This is a genomic window from Roseovarius sp. MMSF_3359 (assembly GCF_030733385.1).
Lineage (GTDB): Bacteria > Pseudomonadota > Alphaproteobacteria > Rhodobacterales > Rhodobacteraceae > Roseovarius.
The window spans coordinates 1-17675 of the sequence record NZ_JASHJC010000020.1; the positions used below are offsets into that span (position 1 = coordinate 1).

14 protein-coding genes, 1 tRNA gene and 1 pseudogene are annotated in these 17675 nt (G+C 53.3%); 9 read left to right on the forward strand and 7 right to left on the reverse strand.

Annotation, left to right across the window (positions count from 1 at the left end; genetic code table 11):
• Window positions 1–441: 441 nt before the first annotated feature.
• Entirely contained in the window at window positions 442–1356 is a 915-nt protein-coding gene (radC, locus tag RBB29_RS20250) for a DNA repair protein RadC (protein ID WP_306116972.1), read from the forward strand.
• Window positions 1357–2513: 1157 nt separating this feature from the next.
• Here the strand turns inward: radC and RBB29_RS20255 are convergent.
• The gene (locus RBB29_RS20255; protein ID WP_306116971.1) at window positions 2514–4331 is read right to left on the reverse strand and encodes an ATP-binding protein; all 1818 of its coding nucleotides are present in this window, start codon (window positions 4329–4331) and stop codon (window positions 2514–2516) included.
• Between the two features lie 100 nt (window positions 4332–4431).
• On the opposite strand from RBB29_RS20255, the gene tnpA reads away from it, so the two are divergent.
• The 3 genes and pseudogenes from tnpA to RBB29_RS20270 all read left to right on the forward strand — a co-directional run.
• On the forward strand, window positions 4432–4749 hold the full coding sequence (tnpA, locus tag RBB29_RS20260) for an IS200/IS605 family transposase (protein ID WP_306116973.1): 318 nt from the start codon (window positions 4432–4434) through the stop codon (window positions 4747–4749).
• A 75-nt stretch (window positions 4750–4824) separates the two neighbouring features.
• Window positions 4825–5118 (forward strand): hypothetical protein, encoded by a 294-nt coding sequence (locus tag RBB29_RS20265; RefSeq protein ID WP_306116970.1) that lies wholly within the window; start codon window positions 4825–4827, stop codon window positions 5116–5118.
• A 433-nt stretch (window positions 5119–5551) separates the two neighbouring features.
• Window positions 5552–5776: pseudogene (locus tag RBB29_RS20270) on the forward strand (transposase); the annotation flags it as partial.
• A gap of 1507 nt (window positions 5777–7283) precedes the next feature.
• On the opposite strand, the gene RBB29_RS20275 reads toward RBB29_RS20270, so the two are convergent.
• Window positions 7284–7664 (reverse strand): hypothetical protein, encoded by a 381-nt coding sequence (locus RBB29_RS20275; RefSeq protein WP_306116969.1) that lies wholly within the window; start codon window positions 7662–7664, stop codon window positions 7284–7286.
• Window positions 7665–8961: 1297 nt separating this feature from the next.
• Between RBB29_RS20275 and RBB29_RS20280 the strand changes: the two genes are divergently transcribed.
• From RBB29_RS20280 to RBB29_RS20290, 3 genes are read left to right on the forward strand one after another with little or no spacing between them, the layout of a single operon-like run.
• Window positions 8962–9168 carry an AlpA family transcriptional regulator gene (locus tag RBB29_RS20280; protein WP_306116968.1) on the forward strand — a complete coding sequence of 69 codons (207 nt, stop codon included), beginning with the start codon at window positions 8962–8964 and terminating at the stop codon, window positions 9166–9168.
• Window positions 9165–9671 carry a helix-turn-helix domain-containing protein gene (locus RBB29_RS20285; protein ID WP_306116967.1) on the forward strand — a complete coding sequence of 169 codons (507 nt, stop codon included), beginning with the start codon at window positions 9165–9167 and terminating at the stop codon, window positions 9669–9671. The genes RBB29_RS20280 and RBB29_RS20285 overlap by 4 nt, the downstream gene beginning before the upstream one ends.
• Window positions 9649–10713, forward strand: coding sequence for a site-specific integrase (locus RBB29_RS20290; RefSeq protein WP_306116966.1), 1065 nt, complete (start codon window positions 9649–9651; stop codon window positions 10711–10713). The genes RBB29_RS20285 and RBB29_RS20290 overlap by 23 nt, the downstream gene beginning before the upstream one ends.
• 3 nt (window positions 10714–10716) lie before the next feature.
• Here the strand turns inward: RBB29_RS20290 and RBB29_RS20295 are convergent, their stop codons facing one another.
• The 4 genes from RBB29_RS20295 to truA all read right to left on the reverse strand — a co-directional run bounded on the left by RBB29_RS20295 (window position 10717) and on the right by truA (window position 14353).
• The gene (locus RBB29_RS20295) at window positions 10717–12570 is read right to left on the reverse strand and encodes a 7-cyano-7-deazaguanine synthase (protein WP_306116965.1); all 1854 of its coding nucleotides are present in this window, start codon (window positions 12568–12570) and stop codon (window positions 10717–10719) included.
• The gene (locus tag RBB29_RS20300) at window positions 12545–13324 is read right to left on the reverse strand and encodes a hypothetical protein (RefSeq protein ID WP_306116964.1); all 780 of its coding nucleotides are present in this window, start codon (window positions 13322–13324) and stop codon (window positions 12545–12547) included. Before RBB29_RS20300 ends, RBB29_RS20295 begins: the two co-directional genes overlap by 26 nt.
• 135 nt (window positions 13325–13459) lie before the next feature.
• A tRNA-Arg gene (locus RBB29_RS20305) sits at window positions 13460–13536 on the reverse strand.
• Between the two features lie 49 nt (window positions 13537–13585).
• Window positions 13586–14353, reverse strand: a complete 768-nt coding sequence (truA, locus tag RBB29_RS20310) for a tRNA pseudouridine(38-40) synthase TruA (protein ID WP_306116963.1) — start codon at window positions 14351–14353, stop codon at window positions 13586–13588.
• 112 nt (window positions 14354–14465) lie between these two features.
• Here truA and RBB29_RS20315 point away from each other — a divergent pair, with 112 nt between their 5' ends.
• Complete coding sequence (locus RBB29_RS20315) at window positions 14466–15881, forward strand: YcjX family protein (protein ID WP_306116962.1); 1416 nt, start codon at window positions 14466–14468, stop codon at window positions 15879–15881.
• Window positions 15878–16870, forward strand: a complete 993-nt coding sequence (locus RBB29_RS20320; protein WP_306116961.1) for a YcjF family protein — start codon at window positions 15878–15880, stop codon at window positions 16868–16870. The genes RBB29_RS20315 and RBB29_RS20320 overlap by 4 nt, the downstream gene beginning before the upstream one ends.
• A gap of 21 nt (window positions 16871–16891) precedes the next feature.
• Here RBB29_RS20320 and RBB29_RS20325 read toward each other — a convergent pair whose 3' ends face one another.
• Entirely contained in the window at window positions 16892–17674 is a 783-nt protein-coding gene (locus RBB29_RS20325) for a dimethylarginine dimethylaminohydrolase family protein (protein ID WP_306116960.1), read from the reverse strand.
• Window position 17675 lies beyond the last annotated feature (1 nt).

Below are 17675 nucleotides of genomic sequence, written 5' to 3' on the forward strand. Positions count from 1 at the left end.
CAAACTGGCCGCGTAAGGCGATCAAACCCAAACCAAGGACTCTCCGCAAGGTGGAGGAAACTTGGGGCTCAGGTCATATTAATACTCAACCTAGGGAGATATATACGACTTTCACAAGGCTTCTTGATCCAGATAAGCGGCACAAATTGCAACCGCTTCGAAACACAAGACTGAAACTTTGGTCGCTTATTTTCTGAAACAAGTCAGTGTCCCATGGAGTAGATGATTGACTGCTGAAGCACCAAAACACAATGCATGGCTGGACAAAGTTGGGACGACGAAATGGCCATTTGAACTCTCGCCTAGCCAGTTAATCAAGGCTTAACCTTACAAAGCAAATACTGTTCGTCGGGCGACGCCTTCGGAGGAATTGGAGTCGCTATCAAAGTTGGTAAGTTCAATCGAACGAAAATGGTGCCGCATCTCTTAGAGCGAGGAAGAATGGTTTCCAAATACACTGATCACAATAATGATACCAGGATCAACAACGCTAAAGAACGGGGAAACCTCAAAGGGTCGTTTGGAATCGTTAAGCCTGAAAGGTCGTGTGGGCTGGCAGAAGCCAGAACCCGATCCAGGGTTGTCACCAAGCTGAAGGTAAACCTGATGCAAGGGCAGGGGCAAAGCGTCAATCTTCTTCGTAAGCCCGACATTCCGAGAACAGGCTGTGGAGCCAACAACAATGACGAATGTATACCAAGCTTTGCCAAGACAAACAGTCTGCGCATATTAAGCGGCGGAGCGGAGTACTTGCTCGATAGTGAGATTCTAGAATTACTTCTGTTCGATGTCCCCAATGTGAGCAATGCGCAGTCCTTGGCGACTCGATTATTGCAGGAATTCGGTAACCTCAACCATGTAATGGCAGCCTCAGATAATAGACTCCAGAAGATCGAAAGCGTTTCGGACGATGTATTCGTTCGCCTTTCCGTGATCAAACAGATCTCTTTGAGAATGTCTCGAGAAAAAGTTCTGGGAAAGGAAGTCATATCTTGTTGGCGCGACTTGCTGGCATACTGCAGCGTTTCGATGGCATATAAATCAAAGGAACAATTCCGAGTTTTCTATTTGGACAAGAAAAACGCGGTTATTGCGGATGAGGAACAAGCCGAGGGTACCATAGATCATGTGCCCGTTTATCCTAGAGAACTAGCAAAGCGGGCTTTGGAACTTGATGCTAGCGCTATAATTCTAGCTCATAACCATCCTTCCGGAGATCCAACACCAAGTCATGAAGATATAGAAATGACGAAATCTGTCATAAAGACTTGTCAGGCAATCGGAGTATCCGTTCACGACCATATAATAATTGGAAAGAGCAGAGAGATTTCGTTTCGGGAAAGGGGGTTAATTTAAGGTTATCAAGAGTGCCCATAACCGAATGACTTAGAACCCGAGCGTTCGGTTAGTTTGATAGGATCAGGTTCGCTCACGTTTAAGTCTATGCCGCGTTCTCTTGATGCAGAATGCGGCGTTTCTGTTTTCTCCGGATTTGATCTAATTTCTACGTCTGAGGATAGTTTCGGTCCGATCAAAGTAGACATTGGCTGATGTCAGTTAGCCGATGCTCTTGACGCAATGGATGCGGGCAAACAATGGCGCGAAAATTCTTGCGGGAATGGCTAATATTTTTAGCCGAACAGTCTTTTAGAATCAATAAACGCATTCTTTTCTTAAGGTTATTTTTACCATAAGTCGCCAACTTGAACTGAAAAGAAGGATGTCTGACTTGTTTTGACCCTCTGCGGAACCGAGCACATTCGGACTAAGTGACTTGCACAAGGCATGGGCTCAATGCTGGAAAAATCTGTTAATGGAGTAGGATTGTCGGATGCCAACATTTTGGGGGAGCGCTGCTAATGCTTCCTAGTTTTGTCATGCGATCTCTATTTGTTGCACTCAACGCACAGTTGCTAAAGGAACTACCTACGTTTCGTTGCGACCTACTTAAGGGTGCGGCTAAAGCTCAGTTTGGATCTGCTCTCGATAGGATTGTTGCTATTGTTGTTCTCCGCGATATGTCCGCTGGTTGGTGCATTACTGAACGCTTCCACCGTTTGCACAAGAAAAACATTTCTTATGCCAAAGACAAATTGAACACGGCTACTTCTTATCACCGCTGATGTGCAAAGGATCAATTATGCTGCAGGTTTGGAAAATCGAGGTTACTTCAGTTAGCGCCAATGGAATCACTGCTCACGGTTGGGCATTGGCTCATACAGCAGACGAGGCGAAACTACTTTCCGGCTTCGAAAACGCTGTCATCTTTCGAAAGCCCGACCATCTTTGGATCGTACCAGAGCGTATTGTATGGGAAAGAACCACCATCTAGCATCGAATGATGCTGATTCTGTCTAGGCAGAAGTTGAAGAACCTCTGACCCAGTTGGAAAAGCTAGTAGCTGTTCATGATGAACGCAGCAATCTGCTGAATAGGTTACGTAAATTGGTTGCGCGTGACTTTTTCTGTCAACCGTAAGTTGTCGGCTATCACTTTCTGAATCCAAAAGGCAATCATTCAAGTGCTGTCTTTACTTCCCTTGCAAGCTGTACCAATCTGAATGGCTTGTTCAGCAGGACACTGTCAGAGCCAAGGAAACCATTTTGCCTCGCGGCCTCAGTTGGATAGCCAGACATAAAGATGATCCTCATTTCCGGCCAGAAAGTCCTGAGTTCTTCTGCAAACTCAGGCCCACTTGCACCACTCGCCAGCACGACATCAGTCAACACCAAGTCAATTTTTACATTTCGATCAATGATTTCCCATGCGGATTTTACGCTTTCCACACAAATCACCCGATAGCCGAGGTTCCCGAGCATCACTTCGGCAAGTCTTAGAACTTCGGGATCGTCTTCAACGACCAGAATAGTTTCTCCTTTGCCACGCGGAACCGCTTCCATATGAGGTTTCTCAGGGTTTTCGATTTCTGATCGCGCCCGTGGCAAGTAAAGATTTATTGTCGTGCCCTGACCTTCTTCACTGTATATCGTTGCCTGCCCGCCCGACTGCTGAGCGAAACCGTAGACCATCGACAGACCAAGTCCACTTCCCTGACCCACCTCCTTGGTGGTAAAGAACGGCTCAAAGGCGTGTTTTCGAACCTCCTCGGACATGCCAACGCCGTGATCCGACACCGAGAGAACAACGTATTCCCCGGCGGGGATGTCCGACCCATTGACAGAGCTGTTTTCATCCATCGTGATATTCTTGCATTCGATGGTCAACTTGCCGCCGTCCTGCATGGCATCCCGGGCGTTGATCCCAAGGTTCAACAACGCAGCTTCTACCTGGCCCGGATCGGCAAGAGCCTTCCAGCTGCAATCCTCTGAACGTGCTATAACCTCAATGGTTTCACCTAGCATGCGCTGCATGACCTCCGCCATGCTGGTTAGAAGCGCATGCATGTTTACCGCCTCAGGCCTCAGCGGTTGCTTTCTAGAGAACGCCAGTAGTCTTTGGGTCAGTTCCGCACCACGCCCGGTCGCGTGGACAATCGCCGAAGTAATCGGTTTCAAGTCATTGCGTATATCCAGCTGCTCCAGCAATTCAGCGTTGCCCTGGATCACGGCAAGCAGGTTATTGAAGTCGTGGGCTATGCCTCCTGTCAGTTGCCCAATCGCCTCCATTTTTTGCGCTTCGGCCAGGCGTTTTTGCGAACGTCGCTTTTCCTCTGTTGCCTCGGATTTTGTCTCCACCAGAAGACGTGCAACTGATTTGTGGCTTTCTTGAAGGTCCCGCCGGGCTACGAATTCTGAAACAAACAACTGGGCATGCCTTCTGATGACTTGAAAAAAAACAAAGAAAAAACTCGCTGCGATAATGGCAAGGCCGGTTGCGGCGGGATTACCTTCCACCAAGAGTCCTATCAAGCAACCGATGGTTACCAGCCCCGAATAGATTACGGCGGCCATTGGAAACGGGTATAGTGCGATCGCACCACCACATATCATTCCAGTCATCAATGCTGCAGCAAACATCTGTGCCCAGCCATCAATTATCGGTAGCACCAACATACCGGGATATACCCAGATCAGGCCATAAACTGCTGCACTGCGCAACACTCTGATTACCGAACGACGACTGACGGTATCGGGCACTGTTCGCAAACGCTGGTAGCGAACTCTCAGCAAAGCTTGGAGAGAGAAGAACCCGATTGCCGCAGTCCAGATTGCATCCAATGTCCTGAATTGATCGGTGGTATAAAGCACGAGAGCCAACGTTCCGGCGTTCACCATATTGACGATCATCAATGCTGGCATCATGCGCGCGAGCGCATTGATTTGTTGAGCACGAATATGAGCAGGATCTTCCGAGAGTTTCAAAATAGCCAAACTTCTAATTCTCCCTTTATTAGAGATTCTTCAATTTACGATACTATCTTTGGTTGATTTTTGATTTGTTGAATAGTCTGGTAGGTACCACCACAATCACATTGTTTGGCCGATCAAGCGCCGATTCAAGGCGTTGCAAGGCGACATCCGCCTGCTAGTAAGAGAAACCTGCCGTCAGGCTTGCCTTGAGAAGGGTGTCGACTTCATCCGTGACGTTCTCTCATCTGACCATGTCGATATGTTTGTTTCCGCGCCACCCAAACTCGCGGTGAGTGAATTGGTGCGGCTGATGAAAGGGCGTTCATCCCAAAAGGCGCAGCGCGAATTCCCGCGGTTGAAGCAGCGCTACTGTGGCAGTTGGTTTTGGGGCCGTGGCAATTTCTCGACCACCAACTGCACAAAACTTCAAGTTATCTGAAAAGCATTAATTATTGAGTAACTATTTTAATATCTCCTTAGGGTTGTATTTTTAACCATAACAGGCAGAAATCAAATGATTGGAATCGTTTTTGTCGCAATGTTTGCTGGATCACTCTCAGCAGTAAGCTTGGTGTTCTCCGGTTGGCCTTTGTGGATTGCGATGATGACCTATGTGGTTTCCGGGCTGCTGGGTATGGTCATCATGGCGGCAGTGGAAGCCTATCACCCAAACATTTTAAGGGGGCTAGAATTTGCCAAGAATTCAATATGGCGATTGAAGTTCTGGCATCGAGAAGATGATGCTAAGCTAAAACCCAGGCCTATTCCGGCGCTGTCAGAGTGTCAGTTCCACTCGGTGCGCAAGTAACACGCCATGTCCGGAGCGGCTGGGTCTAGTAAAGCACTGGCTAAGATACGAAAAAGAGCACTTATCTCTCATAGCGCCATAGTACCTGCTGGAATTGGTCGAAACACCTGCCAACACGCAATTTCTTTTGAATGTACGATATGTTTCAAGCCAGTGGCCTACTAAGTCAGAAAGCCAACTCGTAACTAGGGAGGCCCCCTTTGTTTTTTCTCCGTAGTCTTGGGATCTCTTTAGCCTCACCAACCGAACTGATCCACTGCTGTGTTCAGGAAACGGAGGACCAAGAATGGCGAACAGAAGACCGAAGCGGGAAGAGATTGTCTCGAAGTTGCGGCAGGTTGAACTTCTGATGGGGCAAGGCATGCCTCGTCTGTATGCAATCAGACAGATTCCTGACGTGCTACGGCCCTGAGTTCGTTGAACTGGCGGTTCTGCGGCTGTCAAAGCCAAGACGGCCTACATTGTGCCAAGCTCGCTATGGGAGAATGGATGTTGCGAAAGCCTCAACGGTCGAATGCGGGATGAGTTGTTGAACGGGGAAATCTCCCGCTCGCTCAGAGAAGCTCAGATCATCACTGAAGAATCGAGGGCATACAACAGCGGACGGCCGCACGGTGCACTGGGCTATCGCCGTCCGGCACCGGTAACCATCATGCCGATGAAACACAGACCGCTTAAGCACCCAAAATCACATTGGACCCGTCAGATCAGGCCACTCTGTTCGGCATTTTCTTGCTCCTGCGTTTCAATGGTTCTCGCGCGAGGACCACAATCAAGAACAACAACAAGGCTGCCGCGACAGCAGCAATCAAACCAAAGAACATCGAGAACGCCATTCATGAGATCCCATTAGTGGAGATTAACGGTTTGCCACTAAGAAATTAAGAAAGCGCTAATGCACGTGACCCACAAAACATACATTTCGTTGAGCTTGGTTGCTAAGTATGCATGCAAACAGATTAATAGGGCTTGGGTGAAGTGGCGTTGTCTCTTCGTGAACGGTGAAGTTTCCCCTGACGTGTAATTTGAAGTAGGAAATTCAATCGGTTGCTTCTGGCGAATCTGGCTTCTGTTTGGTCGTTAGACAGATTTCGGTGATGCCGCTGTCAGACCCGAGCCGGACGATCGTTTGCTCTTTGGCCCCCGGGATCGTGCCGTGATGGAAAGGACGACCAGGTTGCGGCGATGAGCGTTGCGAACGGTTTGCCAGGGAGCTCGGACACTAGTTGGTGCCGGGGGGGGGCGGGCTGTCCGACCCCGGTACGGAAAGGGCCAGAGCATGGTGAAAGTCTGCAAATCGCCAACATGGCCAAGCGGCTTTCCAAAGCGGTTCCTTCAACGCCTCATCAACGACAAGGCGCGTCAGATCCTCGTGGATACCATCGAAGACCCGGAGCTTATGACGGAGCTGCTCGGCAGAGCGAGAGGTCAAGCAGCACGATCCGGTGGCGAAGCGGGAATTCCCGAAGCTACCTGAGAAAGCCTAGAGTGCCGCTCAGCTATCCGGGGAATACCGCCATGGCACTTGTGGGCACGCCGGTAAGGATCAGTGCGGGGACCTACGCATGCGACAGGAACTGTTCAACCTGTCACTATTAGATCCCGCTGTGCCGGGAAACAGTCTGCGGGATCTGAACTGGGGGGAATGTAACACCGAAATCCTTCGCCAAAGATGTTCGCGCATTTACGATAAGATCCAAGATTGCTGGAACATTGTGAGTTTTGGCGTAGTCTTCGAATTCGTTCAACAAGACAATAGCGTCGTTGTAGCTCATCATTCTGGGGAATCTCTTGATGCATTCGTTAACATTAACCACCCACAAAAAATTATTAGGAGAAGAAATTAATAAAAGGTGAACTTGCTTATACTGATCGTAATTGAGTTTATTGTCAGTGGACCTGGAGCACATCAGTTCGCGTGTTTGCACGCGACTCTTCAGAAAATTGAGCCTGGGAGTTTGCGAAACCCAATAAACTCTCCACCACATCGTCTCAAAAAAGACCCCGGGCGATGCCGGGGCCAGTCCAACAGGGAGGTGCATATGATTGCCCGTATATGCGACGGGTTCTGTCTGCACGTGAGGAATGATAGCCTGCTCTAGCAGTGAACTGAAAGTCAGGTATTCCTTACGTGCTTTCGATGAGGGTTAGTGCCCTCAAGTAGCTTATTGGATGAAGTAGACTTGCGACGACCCGCGCGATTTACGCACTGGAGGAAACTCATTTCCCCGGTCTTTTCGCAAAGCCATTCTTGCTTTTGCGATAAGGTTTCCGACTTCAGGATATTCGTGAATGTCGGCAAATTCTTCGAGGTCGTTCAACAAAACAACTGCGTCTTTACGGCACGTCATATTCTTGCATCCCTTGGAATATTGGTCTGTGGCATCCACCACGAACACAACTTTAGGGATAATCGTTAACAAAAGTTGAACGCGCTCCGTAACAACCTTGAAACGGGTGAAACTGTTAGTGAATGTGTTGGGCGTCCGTGCGAGAGTTTGAACGCTTCCCTTCCATTGATTGAGCATGCGAATTGAGTAGCTCAAGCAGGCTTTCCACAATCTCATCGAAAGCATCTGCGGTATTTTCGAAGCCCCTTGCGCGAGCCTCCTTCGCAGCATTCATGGTGCGTACCAACATTGCGTTCGTGTCCATGATTCACTCCTGATTTTACAATTTCTTTAGCTTTAATGAGTCAACATTATTAACAGAGTGCTAATGAATTCTTAACCTTAAAGCGCACATGGTAAACTCGGCGTTATTTCGCTCAAGTTATGTGAATTTCGCCAGAATTTCTTTTAAATCGTCAATGAGGGCCAACTTTGTTTCCTGCAAACGACAACCGCAAACCTTCCACCCTCCAAAAGTTTGGACGGTTAGTAATTCTGTCCGCAGGTTTTGCGTTTCTCGCCGTCTTGTTTCGAAGTTTCGTTCTGTCAGTGGTTAACTTGGTCTGACAACAGCTCTTGTCCAACCTGGGAACAAACCCGTCATCTGACGTAAGAGCACGCGCTTGAAGGTTTCCGGCACGCTTGCGTACAACGCCTAGGCAATCACACGTATTTGCTCCGATGCGATGTCGGCCAAGGATGAGGTTGTGGGTAATGGTACGATTTCCGAATGTTTCTCGATGTACTGGCGGTAAAGAGTGATTGAAGGCCAGGGTGTGATTGTTATCGTGTCCCGCATCCCCAATTGATCGTGCACACGTCACAAACCCTGGCTATCTTATGGTTGTGGAGGTTGGTCGCGCTGGTCTGCACCCTCGTAGCGCCTGGAGGCAACCGTAAGCCAACCACACAAGGAACAGACCAGCTTGGTTAACCATTTACGACTTGTCGCCTAACAAATGGTTAACGGATCTTTCTTTGAAGTCTTGTGGGAAGTCCGTTTTATTGGTCTGCTCGGTAGGTATTCTCACTCTAGCTAACGAGGGGATACGAGGTGTTGCTCTGCTGAAGACGATTGCCTCAATAGCCCAATGATAGTTTCGGACCTGCTGACCAATGAGTGAAACTGTATTGTTATTGGCCAGCAGGTTCAGAAGCTTGAATCTTGGGGGAGTATTTGTGTACCCTGCGGCATTCAGCACTTTGGGCTCAATGTGGACATTGGCTGCGTAAAACTCGAATGGCGGCGATCAGCGTTATTCCACATGTCACACCTTACCGATAACCGTCACATCTTTTCACATTTAGTAATTTAGAAATAAGCGCTTAACCTCGATAACGGTCACATCTTTCAACCAACCGTCTACAGAATTCCAAGCAATAGAAGCGCATATTTATGTCCAGAAGCAGACCGCAAGAAAGCGACTTGCACTGAGATACAAAGGGCACTTCGATGGCGAAGATTACACAAGTACATTTAGCGGCGCGCTGGCAGATATCCCCCAGAACGCTGGAGCAATGGCGTTGGTTAGGGAAGGGGCCCAAATTTCTCAAGATTGGCGCGCGGGTTCTCTATGATGAGATCGAGGTTGAAGCATACGAGGCGTCGCAGGTGTGTCAGAACACCAATGGCCCAATTTCTTCGGAGGGCGGATCGTGACCAAGTCATTTTCCGCGGCTCGGATAAAAAAGCATAGAGTCTACACCGTCTGGGAAACCTCTGAACTTCTGAAGTGCCACAAGCGGACCGTCATCCGATGGATTAAGAACGGAAGGCTGGTAGCAGATACTTCGAACAAGCCTTGGCTGATCGAAGGACAGGACCTCAAGACATTTCTCGGAAGAAGGCAAAGCAAGGGGCGCTGTAAGCTGGCTCTGCATCATTGTTATTGCTTCGGCTGCAAAGGGCCGCGAGAGCCAGACGGCAAGATAGCGGATTATGTGCATCAAACTCCTAATACTGGTCGTCTGACAGCGCTTTGCCCTGAATGCGGATCTCTCATGAACAAGGTCGTAAGACGATCTGGTCTGGAAGCGATCCGGGCCAAAATCGAGGTGACAGTTCAGAAGGCTCACCCAAGATTAGTGTCCCGTACAAATCCCTCTTTGAACGTCACCTTTACAGCGGAGGACAAACCCCATGGCAAAACGCAACAAAAATAACCTGCGGATCAAAAGAAAATACCTTGTCTGGCTTAAGGATGCGCGGGGCTTGTCTGAGGCTTCAATTGATAAGGCGGCGTCCGCGATTTCGATCTATGACAATTGGCTTGAGGGAAAGGATTTCCGTGCGTTTCACTCCGAGCGTGCGCGTTCTTTCAAACGACATCTATCCACTCAAAAGAACGAACGTACCGGTGCATTGCTCTCTGCGTCCACAATTGCGAGTACGTTGCGGGAGCTGAAGGGTTTCTTTCGGTGGCTGGCAGATCAATCAGGGTACAAGTCAAAGATCACGTATTCGGATGCTGACTACCTGACCCCAGATCGCCGATCTGACAACGCTCGACGTGGATCACTTTGGAAACCGCATCCGTCGCCTGAACAAGTCCGGCATGTCATCGCCAACATGCCTACGGCTACAGTTATTGATCGGCGTAACCGGGCTCTCATAGCCTTCTTGTTTCTCACTGGATCGAGAGAAGGAGCTGCCATCTCTCTGCAAATTGGTCACGTCGACTTGAGTAATAGATGTGTGCACTTCGATGGACGCTCGGTAAACACGAAGTTTGGCAGAGTTTTTACAACCGCCTTTTTCCCGTTTGGGAAGGACTTGGAACAGGTTCTGAACAATTGGATAGCTGAGCTAAGGCAACAACATCTCTTTTCCAACTCAGACCCCTTGTTTCCCAAGACCCATGTGGGAATTGGTTCTTCTCAGCGATTTGAAGCGCTGGGCATCGAACGAAAACCTTGGGCCAGCGCTTCAAGTTGCGCAAAGATCTTCAAACAAGCTTTCGTTGAAATGGACCTTCCACCGTTTTCACCGCACCGTGTGCGTGACACTGTCGCTGAACTGGCCAAGGACCATTGTCGAACTCCGGAAGACTACAAGGCATGGTCTCAGAACATTGGTCACGATGATGTCCTGATGACCTTCCGCTCCTATGGCTCAGTTGCCTCGGGTCGGCAGATAGAACTGATGAACCGATTTTGGGCACGCGGGCCACTGGAATGTGATGATGATTTTGATGTCATTGAATGAGTTTCAACTCGCTTTGCTCATTCGCACAATAACGAGATCAGGGCGAAGCCGGTATCCTCGCCAACTAACGTTCTCGATCAAATCCTGCCCTAACGCTTCCTCCATTCCACACGATGCAAAATACTGCTTCATTTGAGACCGTGCGCGAAGAACCCTTCTTCGGACAGCCTCCTCGCTCGCCAACCCAAGTTGCTTTGCAAGAAGCGAAGCGCTGTAGCAAGGATAGTCAAGCGGATCGAGACCTTGTCCCGCACCCTCCAGCCACAAATTGGAAAGCTCGATCAAGAGCTCGATTGTCGACTTGCCTTGAATTGTGATGCGCTCATCAATTCTGATCTGCTTTTTTTGTACTTCAACTTCGAGAAGTAGTGTTTTTGACGATGGTTCCGTTTCTTTTGCAATAGAAACACTAAGTCCAGGTAAGGCTGCCGTACGCTGTGTGTCACCGTATAGCTTTGGCAGGCTGCCATCGGGGAAGCTCTCTGATTTCCAATTTCGAAGTGTATTGCGCATCACGCTCGATACGGATGCGCCGTGCCTGTTCAGTAATTGGGAAATCATCGCAAGTCCCGTTTCAGGCGGATTGTCGAGATGACTGACAGCATCCAATACCGCCGGAAAAGCCCGCTCCAAATCCGCTGGTGAGATGTGTTCGAATGCATGAGCGTTTCGCACGTAAGACAAAGCTATCTCACGATCTATCCCATCATTCCTGGCGTCATCCATCAACGCCACACTGTATGCTTCTTCAGGATCAAAAGCTTCCAAATCCGCTGCAAGCATGGCAAATCGTCGATCAATACACTGCGAGCACCGCCCGCAATGAACATGTTGCTTGGTCTGATTGTGCACGTCAGCACAGCTGCGTGTATGGGGTATCTGATCCGCCAAGCCCAACCGGGAAATAGTCTGAACTACCTCCGTTTTTGTGCGCCAGAAAAACGGGTTGTCCACACGCATCCCTTCATCGAACACGAGGCCAAAGAAATTGGTAAATCGCGTCAACGTTTGAGGATGCGTCGTTCGTGTTGCACGCGTACCGAGTACATTCCCGACGGGCGGCAAATTCAGACTGACAACACCGTTCTCATGAAAAGAGACTTGGTTCCGCCCAAAGGCCTGAGCTGTAATCGCACCCAAAACGGCAAACAGGAATGACCGGCTGCGATGGGTGCCTTCTTTCAAGCTGCCTCCGGTCATTTGAACTTGAACTGGTATGTGTTGACAGCTTTGGTCTCCAAATTTCTTGGCTAAAACCTTTTGTAGGTTACGCTGTATAGGCGCGATTTTCGTCGCCGAGAAGTGACTAACAAGAGCAACGTGCTGACGATTTTCGACAATCTCCTGCAATGCGCCTGCAAACGAGTCCAAGCCCCCTGAGAACATCAGGATACGATCTGCCTTCCAGGAGCTTTCTTTGTCATATTTGAAGAACCGCGTGCGTTCGGCATCGGGCTCATTCTTTTGGACGAACTCAAACTCAAATCGGTCATCGGAGAGAAACATCAATGTTTCTTCGAGCGTTTGTGCAATTTTTCCCGAATGCCAAAACACGAGATCACGTACCGGCATTTCAACAATGAACCGGCGATGCCATTTCCGGCCCAGATTTTGATCCACTGGTCCGCCCCGGCTTACGGCGGCGTCCGCGCCATAGATAAGCGCTGCTACTTCCAACAGGTCTAGTGCACGATCCGGTAGTCCGGCCACCAGCTGACTGTTCAATTGGCTGATCCGTAGCTTCACGCCCACAGGTTTTCCGTCAATCTCAAGACGAAGCTTCTCATCGCCGCCGCTTTTGGTTAGCGGAGCGAGGCATCGGACATGATGCTCAGGCGGTGTCTCGACGCCGTCCAAGCTCGGACCTCATTTTCTTGAATGCGTATTTGGTGAAGCGATCTATCGACTCCTGGTCCAGCGCCTGCTTCTGCCAAACAGTCTTGCCATACCAACCGCTCGCAAACTCCTTGACGATCCTTGATGCTTCAAAAGTGTGCTGAGCCAATGCGTGTTGAAAGGCTACTCGCTGCGTATCATCTGCGAACCTTTTTCCTTGACCCGTATGGTTGGCCAATTCGCGGCTGAGATAATAGTCAAGCGACCGGTATGTTAACCGAGCAAAAAAACCACGGGCGAGTTCAGCGAACCGATCTCCGGACGAGTATTTACCCAAAGCCGTGCGGATTTCCTGCGGTGTTGGCTCAAAGAGGGTTGGTAGCTGGTCGCGCAACTGTACTGAGAGAGTTTCAAGAAATGCAAATTTTGCGAGTTCGCCTGCATCCGATGAGGCACCGCTCTGGAAACTCTGTTGGTCAACTACCAACTCAAGTCCGGACAGCAATCCTGCGACCGAAGACAGCGCGTTTTCACCCACACCGAGTCCAGCCAATGCATGCTCGAAACCCGGAGCTCGCGCCATCAAAGGTAATCGTACAAGTAGGGCGCTGATAAATTGAAAGCGGGGGTCGTCGCTGGCACGTGAAAGATCGAGTTCTGACGCTCTGGTCGCCGCCTCGGCTATTGCGTCAATCGGCGCATCAGAATCAATCAAATCAACGACATCTCGCCACTTTTTCGACTGTGGCAATGTGCCGAGCCGAATATGGCCCATGACGTTCTCCCTGTGGCCTCTAACGCTGACGCAACCTATAGAAGAAATCAAACAAAAAGGAGGTCCTTACGCTTACCCTATGCTTACCCATACCAGCGTGATAAAAGTAAATTAACTCTAAATATTTGAAATAATTGGCGATCCCGCGAGGACTCGAACCCCGAACCTGCTGATTAGAAGTCAGCTGCTCTATCCAGTTGAGCTACGGGACCGCTCTGATCCGCAGCTTTAGCGCGGGCCGGGCATAAGATCAAAGGCAAATCAGGCGAAAGGGTCCGTGGGATATGTGACGCCCGCAAGATAAAGCCCCTGCGGCGGGCAGACCGGGCCGCAGGCCGCGCGGTCGCGGGCGTCGAGCGCGGATTTCAACTGCGCAGACGGCCAGGCGCCGGTGCCGACCCGTTCCAGGGTGCCCACGAAACTGCGGACCTGATTGTGCAGGAACGAGCGCGCGCGGATGTGGAAATGCACCTCGGCCCCGCCGGGCGTCTCGACCTCTTTGATGTCGAGCGCATCCAGCGTCTTGACCGGGCTTGCGGCCTGGCAGATCGACGAGCGGAAGGTGGTGAAATCATGTCGGCCAATCAGGTGCGCGGCGCCTTCGCGCATCGCGGATATGTCCAATTGGTGCGGTACCTGCCAGACCAGCCCGGCCATATGGGTCGCGGGCGCGCGGCGGGTCAGCAGCCGAAAGAAATACCGCCGTTCCAACGCCGAAAACCGCGCGTGCCAATCCTCCGCGACCGGCGCGCAGGCGAGAATGGCGACGGGGTCGGGTTTCAGGTGATAATTCAGCGCCTCGGACAGGCGGAAAGGGTCCCAGTCCTTCTCCATGTCGCAATGGGCCACCTGCGCCAGCGCGTGCACCCCTGCATCGGTCCGCCCGGCCGCCGCGATTGTATGTTCGCGCGGCTCAAGCCTGGCCAATGCCGCCTCGATCGCGCCCTGAACCGAAGGTTGATCGGCCTGACGCTGCCATCCGGCGAAGGGCGCGCCGTGATATTCGACTTTGAGGGCGTATCTGGGCATGCGACCCCCATAAACCGGGGCGGGCAGGGGAACAATCCCCCAAACCTCCCCTCTGGCAACGGCGGCACCGGGTGGCTATCTAGGGGCGGTAGCGGGCGGAAAGGGCAGCCATTTGGTCATTACAACGATCGCGGACGGCGTGACGCGCGGGTTTGAGAGCGTCAGTGACACGATATCAGAGACATTGTTCGAGCCGGTGATCCGCCTGGGTGTGACGGGTCTTGCACGGTCCGGCAAAACGGTCTTCATCACGTCGCTCGTAGCGAACCTGATGGACCGCGCCCGGATGCCCGCGCTTCTGGCGGCCTCCGATGGGCGCGTACAGACCGCATTCCTGCAGCCACAACCCGACGATACCGTCCCGCGCTTTGACTTCGAGACTCATAAAGCCGCATTGACCGCCGACACCCCCCATTGGCCCGACAGCACCCGCGCGATTTCGGAATTGCGGTTGAGCCTTCGGGTCCGCCCCGGAGGGTTACTGGGGGGCTTGCGCGGTCCGCAGACCGTGCATCTGGATATCGTCGACTATCCCGGTGAATGGCTGCTTGACCTGGCCCTGCTCGACAAGAGTTATGCGCAATGGAGCGACGAGGTTCTGACCCGGGTTCAGGATCGCCCCGAGGCGCAGGCATACCTGGCGCAAGCCAAGGCGACCGATGGTAGCGCGAAACTTGATGAGCCGGTGGCGAAATCCCTGGCCGAAGCCTTCACCGGCTATTTGCATGCGGCCCGCGATGCCGGGTTCTACGATTGCACGCCGGGGCGGTTCCTGTTGCCGGGGGATCTGGCGGGGTCTCCGGCGATTACCTTCGCCCCCTTGCCGCAACCCGATCGCCCGCCGCGCCGGTCGCTCTGGCGCGAGATGGACCGCCGCTTCGAAGCCTACAAGGCGCAGGTGGTCAAACCGTTCTTTCGCGATCACTTCGCGCGCATCGACCGGCAGGTTGTGCTTGTCGATGCGCTGGGGGCGATCCACAAGGGGCCCAAGGCCGTCGAGGATATGCGCCATGCGATGACCGAGATACTCGGGGCTTTCCGCCCGGGCCGGAACGACTTTCTGACCCGGCTGTTGATGGGGCGGCGGGTTGAGAAGATCCTTTTTGCGGCGACCAAGGCCGATCACCTGCATCATACACAACATGACCGGCTGGCCGCGATCATGCAGGCGCTGACGCGCGAGGCGCGCGATCGGGCGGATTTTGCCGGGGCCGAGACGCAGGCGATGGCGATCGCCGCGCTGCGTGCCACGGTGGAAGAGACGATTAAGCATGACGGCGCCGATCTGGCCTGTGTGCGCGGCCGGCTATTGGAGACCGGCAAACAGGCGGCATTCTATCCCGGCGACCTGCCGCAGGATCCCCAACGGCTTCTGACCCCGGCGCGGGAGGGGGCGAAGAAGTGGCTCGACGCGGATTATCAGGTGATGCAATTTGCCCCCGCGACGCTCACCCTCAAACCCGGCGAAGGGCCGCCGCATATCCGGCTTGATCGCGCGGCGCAGTTCCTTCTGGGAGACAGGCTATGAGCAAAGGCCCGGTGTTGATCGACCTCGAGGGGAAAGCCGCGGAACAAGGCCCGGACACGGCCCCGCCGGTGCCCGATATCGCACCCGTGCCGCAGGGGCAGGCGATGCAGGCGGTCGCGACGCTTGCCGCGCGGCGCCCCTCCCGGCTGGCGCGCTGGTTCTGGTCGATCCTGCTCACGCTGCTGGGCGTGGTTGTCTCGGTCGCCGCGTGGGATTTCGTCACCGGCCTGCTTGCCCGATCCCCGGTGCTTGGCTGGACGGTCACCGGCTTGCTGGCGCTTCTGGGCCTCGTGATGCTGGCCATTGCGCTCAAGGAACTCTCGGCATTCTCGCGCCTCAGGCGGATCGACACCTTGCAGGCGGAGGCGGAGGAGGCCCTCTCCGAGCGTGATCTTGGCAAGGCACGGCGGGTTGTGTCACGCCTGACCAGCTTCTACGCCGGGCGGGAGGAAACCCGCTGGGGGCGGGATCGGTTAGAAGAATATGGCGGGGATCAGTTCGAGGCGGCAGACCTTCTTGGGCTGGCCGAGGTGGAGTTGCTCGGCCCGCTCGATCAGGCGGCGCTGCGCGAGGTCGAGGCCGCCGCCCGGCAGGTGGCCACCGTGACCGCCATCGTTCCGCTGGCACTGGCGGATGTGGTGGCGGCGCTCACGTCCAACATTCGCATGATCCGCCGCGTGGCCGAGATCTATGGCGGCCGCTCCGGAACTTTGGGCAGTTGGCGCCTGACCCGGGCGGTGATGACCCACCTGGTGGCGACCGGTGCAGTGGCGATCGGCGATGACCTGATCGGCTCCGTCGCTGGGGGCAGCGTCTTGTCCAAGATCTCGCGCCGGTTTGGCGAGGGTATCGTGAACGGCGCACTGACCGCCCGCGTCGGCGTGGCTGCGATCGAGGTCTGCCGCCCCTTGCCCTTTGCACGTGCCAAGCGCCCCTCGGTGACGGGGTTGGTCAAACGCGCGCTGTCCGGCCTTTTTGTCAAAGGCTGAGCGGCTTAAGTAGCGCGTCTTTCAGAGCCGCAGTGACAGGCAGGACATGCCACCGTCGAGCTTGGCGCAGTCCGCGTTGTCGATCTCGACCACATCATAGCCCTGCGCGCGCAGCATTTCCACGGTTCGCGGGAAACCCGCAGGGGCCAGGACGAACTGGTTGAACCGGATCGAATTGGCGGCGGCTTCCTCGCCATCGGCCACATGCAAAACGCGGTAGCCGTCGAAACATCCCGATGCATCAAGACGTTTGGTCGACAGGATGGTGTTCGCATCCAGAAGCGAACAATCGGTCTTGAAATGCAGAACGCCGGGTGGGGTGACAACCTCCCTGACCTTGTGCTCCCAATCGGCCACGACCCTTGTGAGCTCCGCCACACCGTCGGCATCAGTGCGGTCGGACCGCCCGACGAGGATCTCTTTACCCGTCACCAGGATGTCGCCGCCCTCGATATGACCCGGTCCGCGGATCTCTCGGACATCGTCATAGACTTCGCGGATTGTGGGCGCCATTGCGGCCACTTCACCCATCCTGCTGGGCGCGCCGGGGCGCATCAACACCGCGCCCTGTGGCAGGCAAAGCGCGGTATCCTCGACAAACACCGCGTCGGGATAGGCCTCCAGCGGTGGCAGTTCGATCACCTCCGCACCTGTCTGCTTGAGCGTGGCGACGTAGTGGGCATGCGCGTCCAGCATCCGGGATAAATCGGGTGTGCCGGTATCCTGCGCCCTGAGGCCTTCGGTGATGCTCTGGCCGGGGCGGCGCGTGATGGCGCGGGTGAACTCGATGGTTGGATCGGTCATG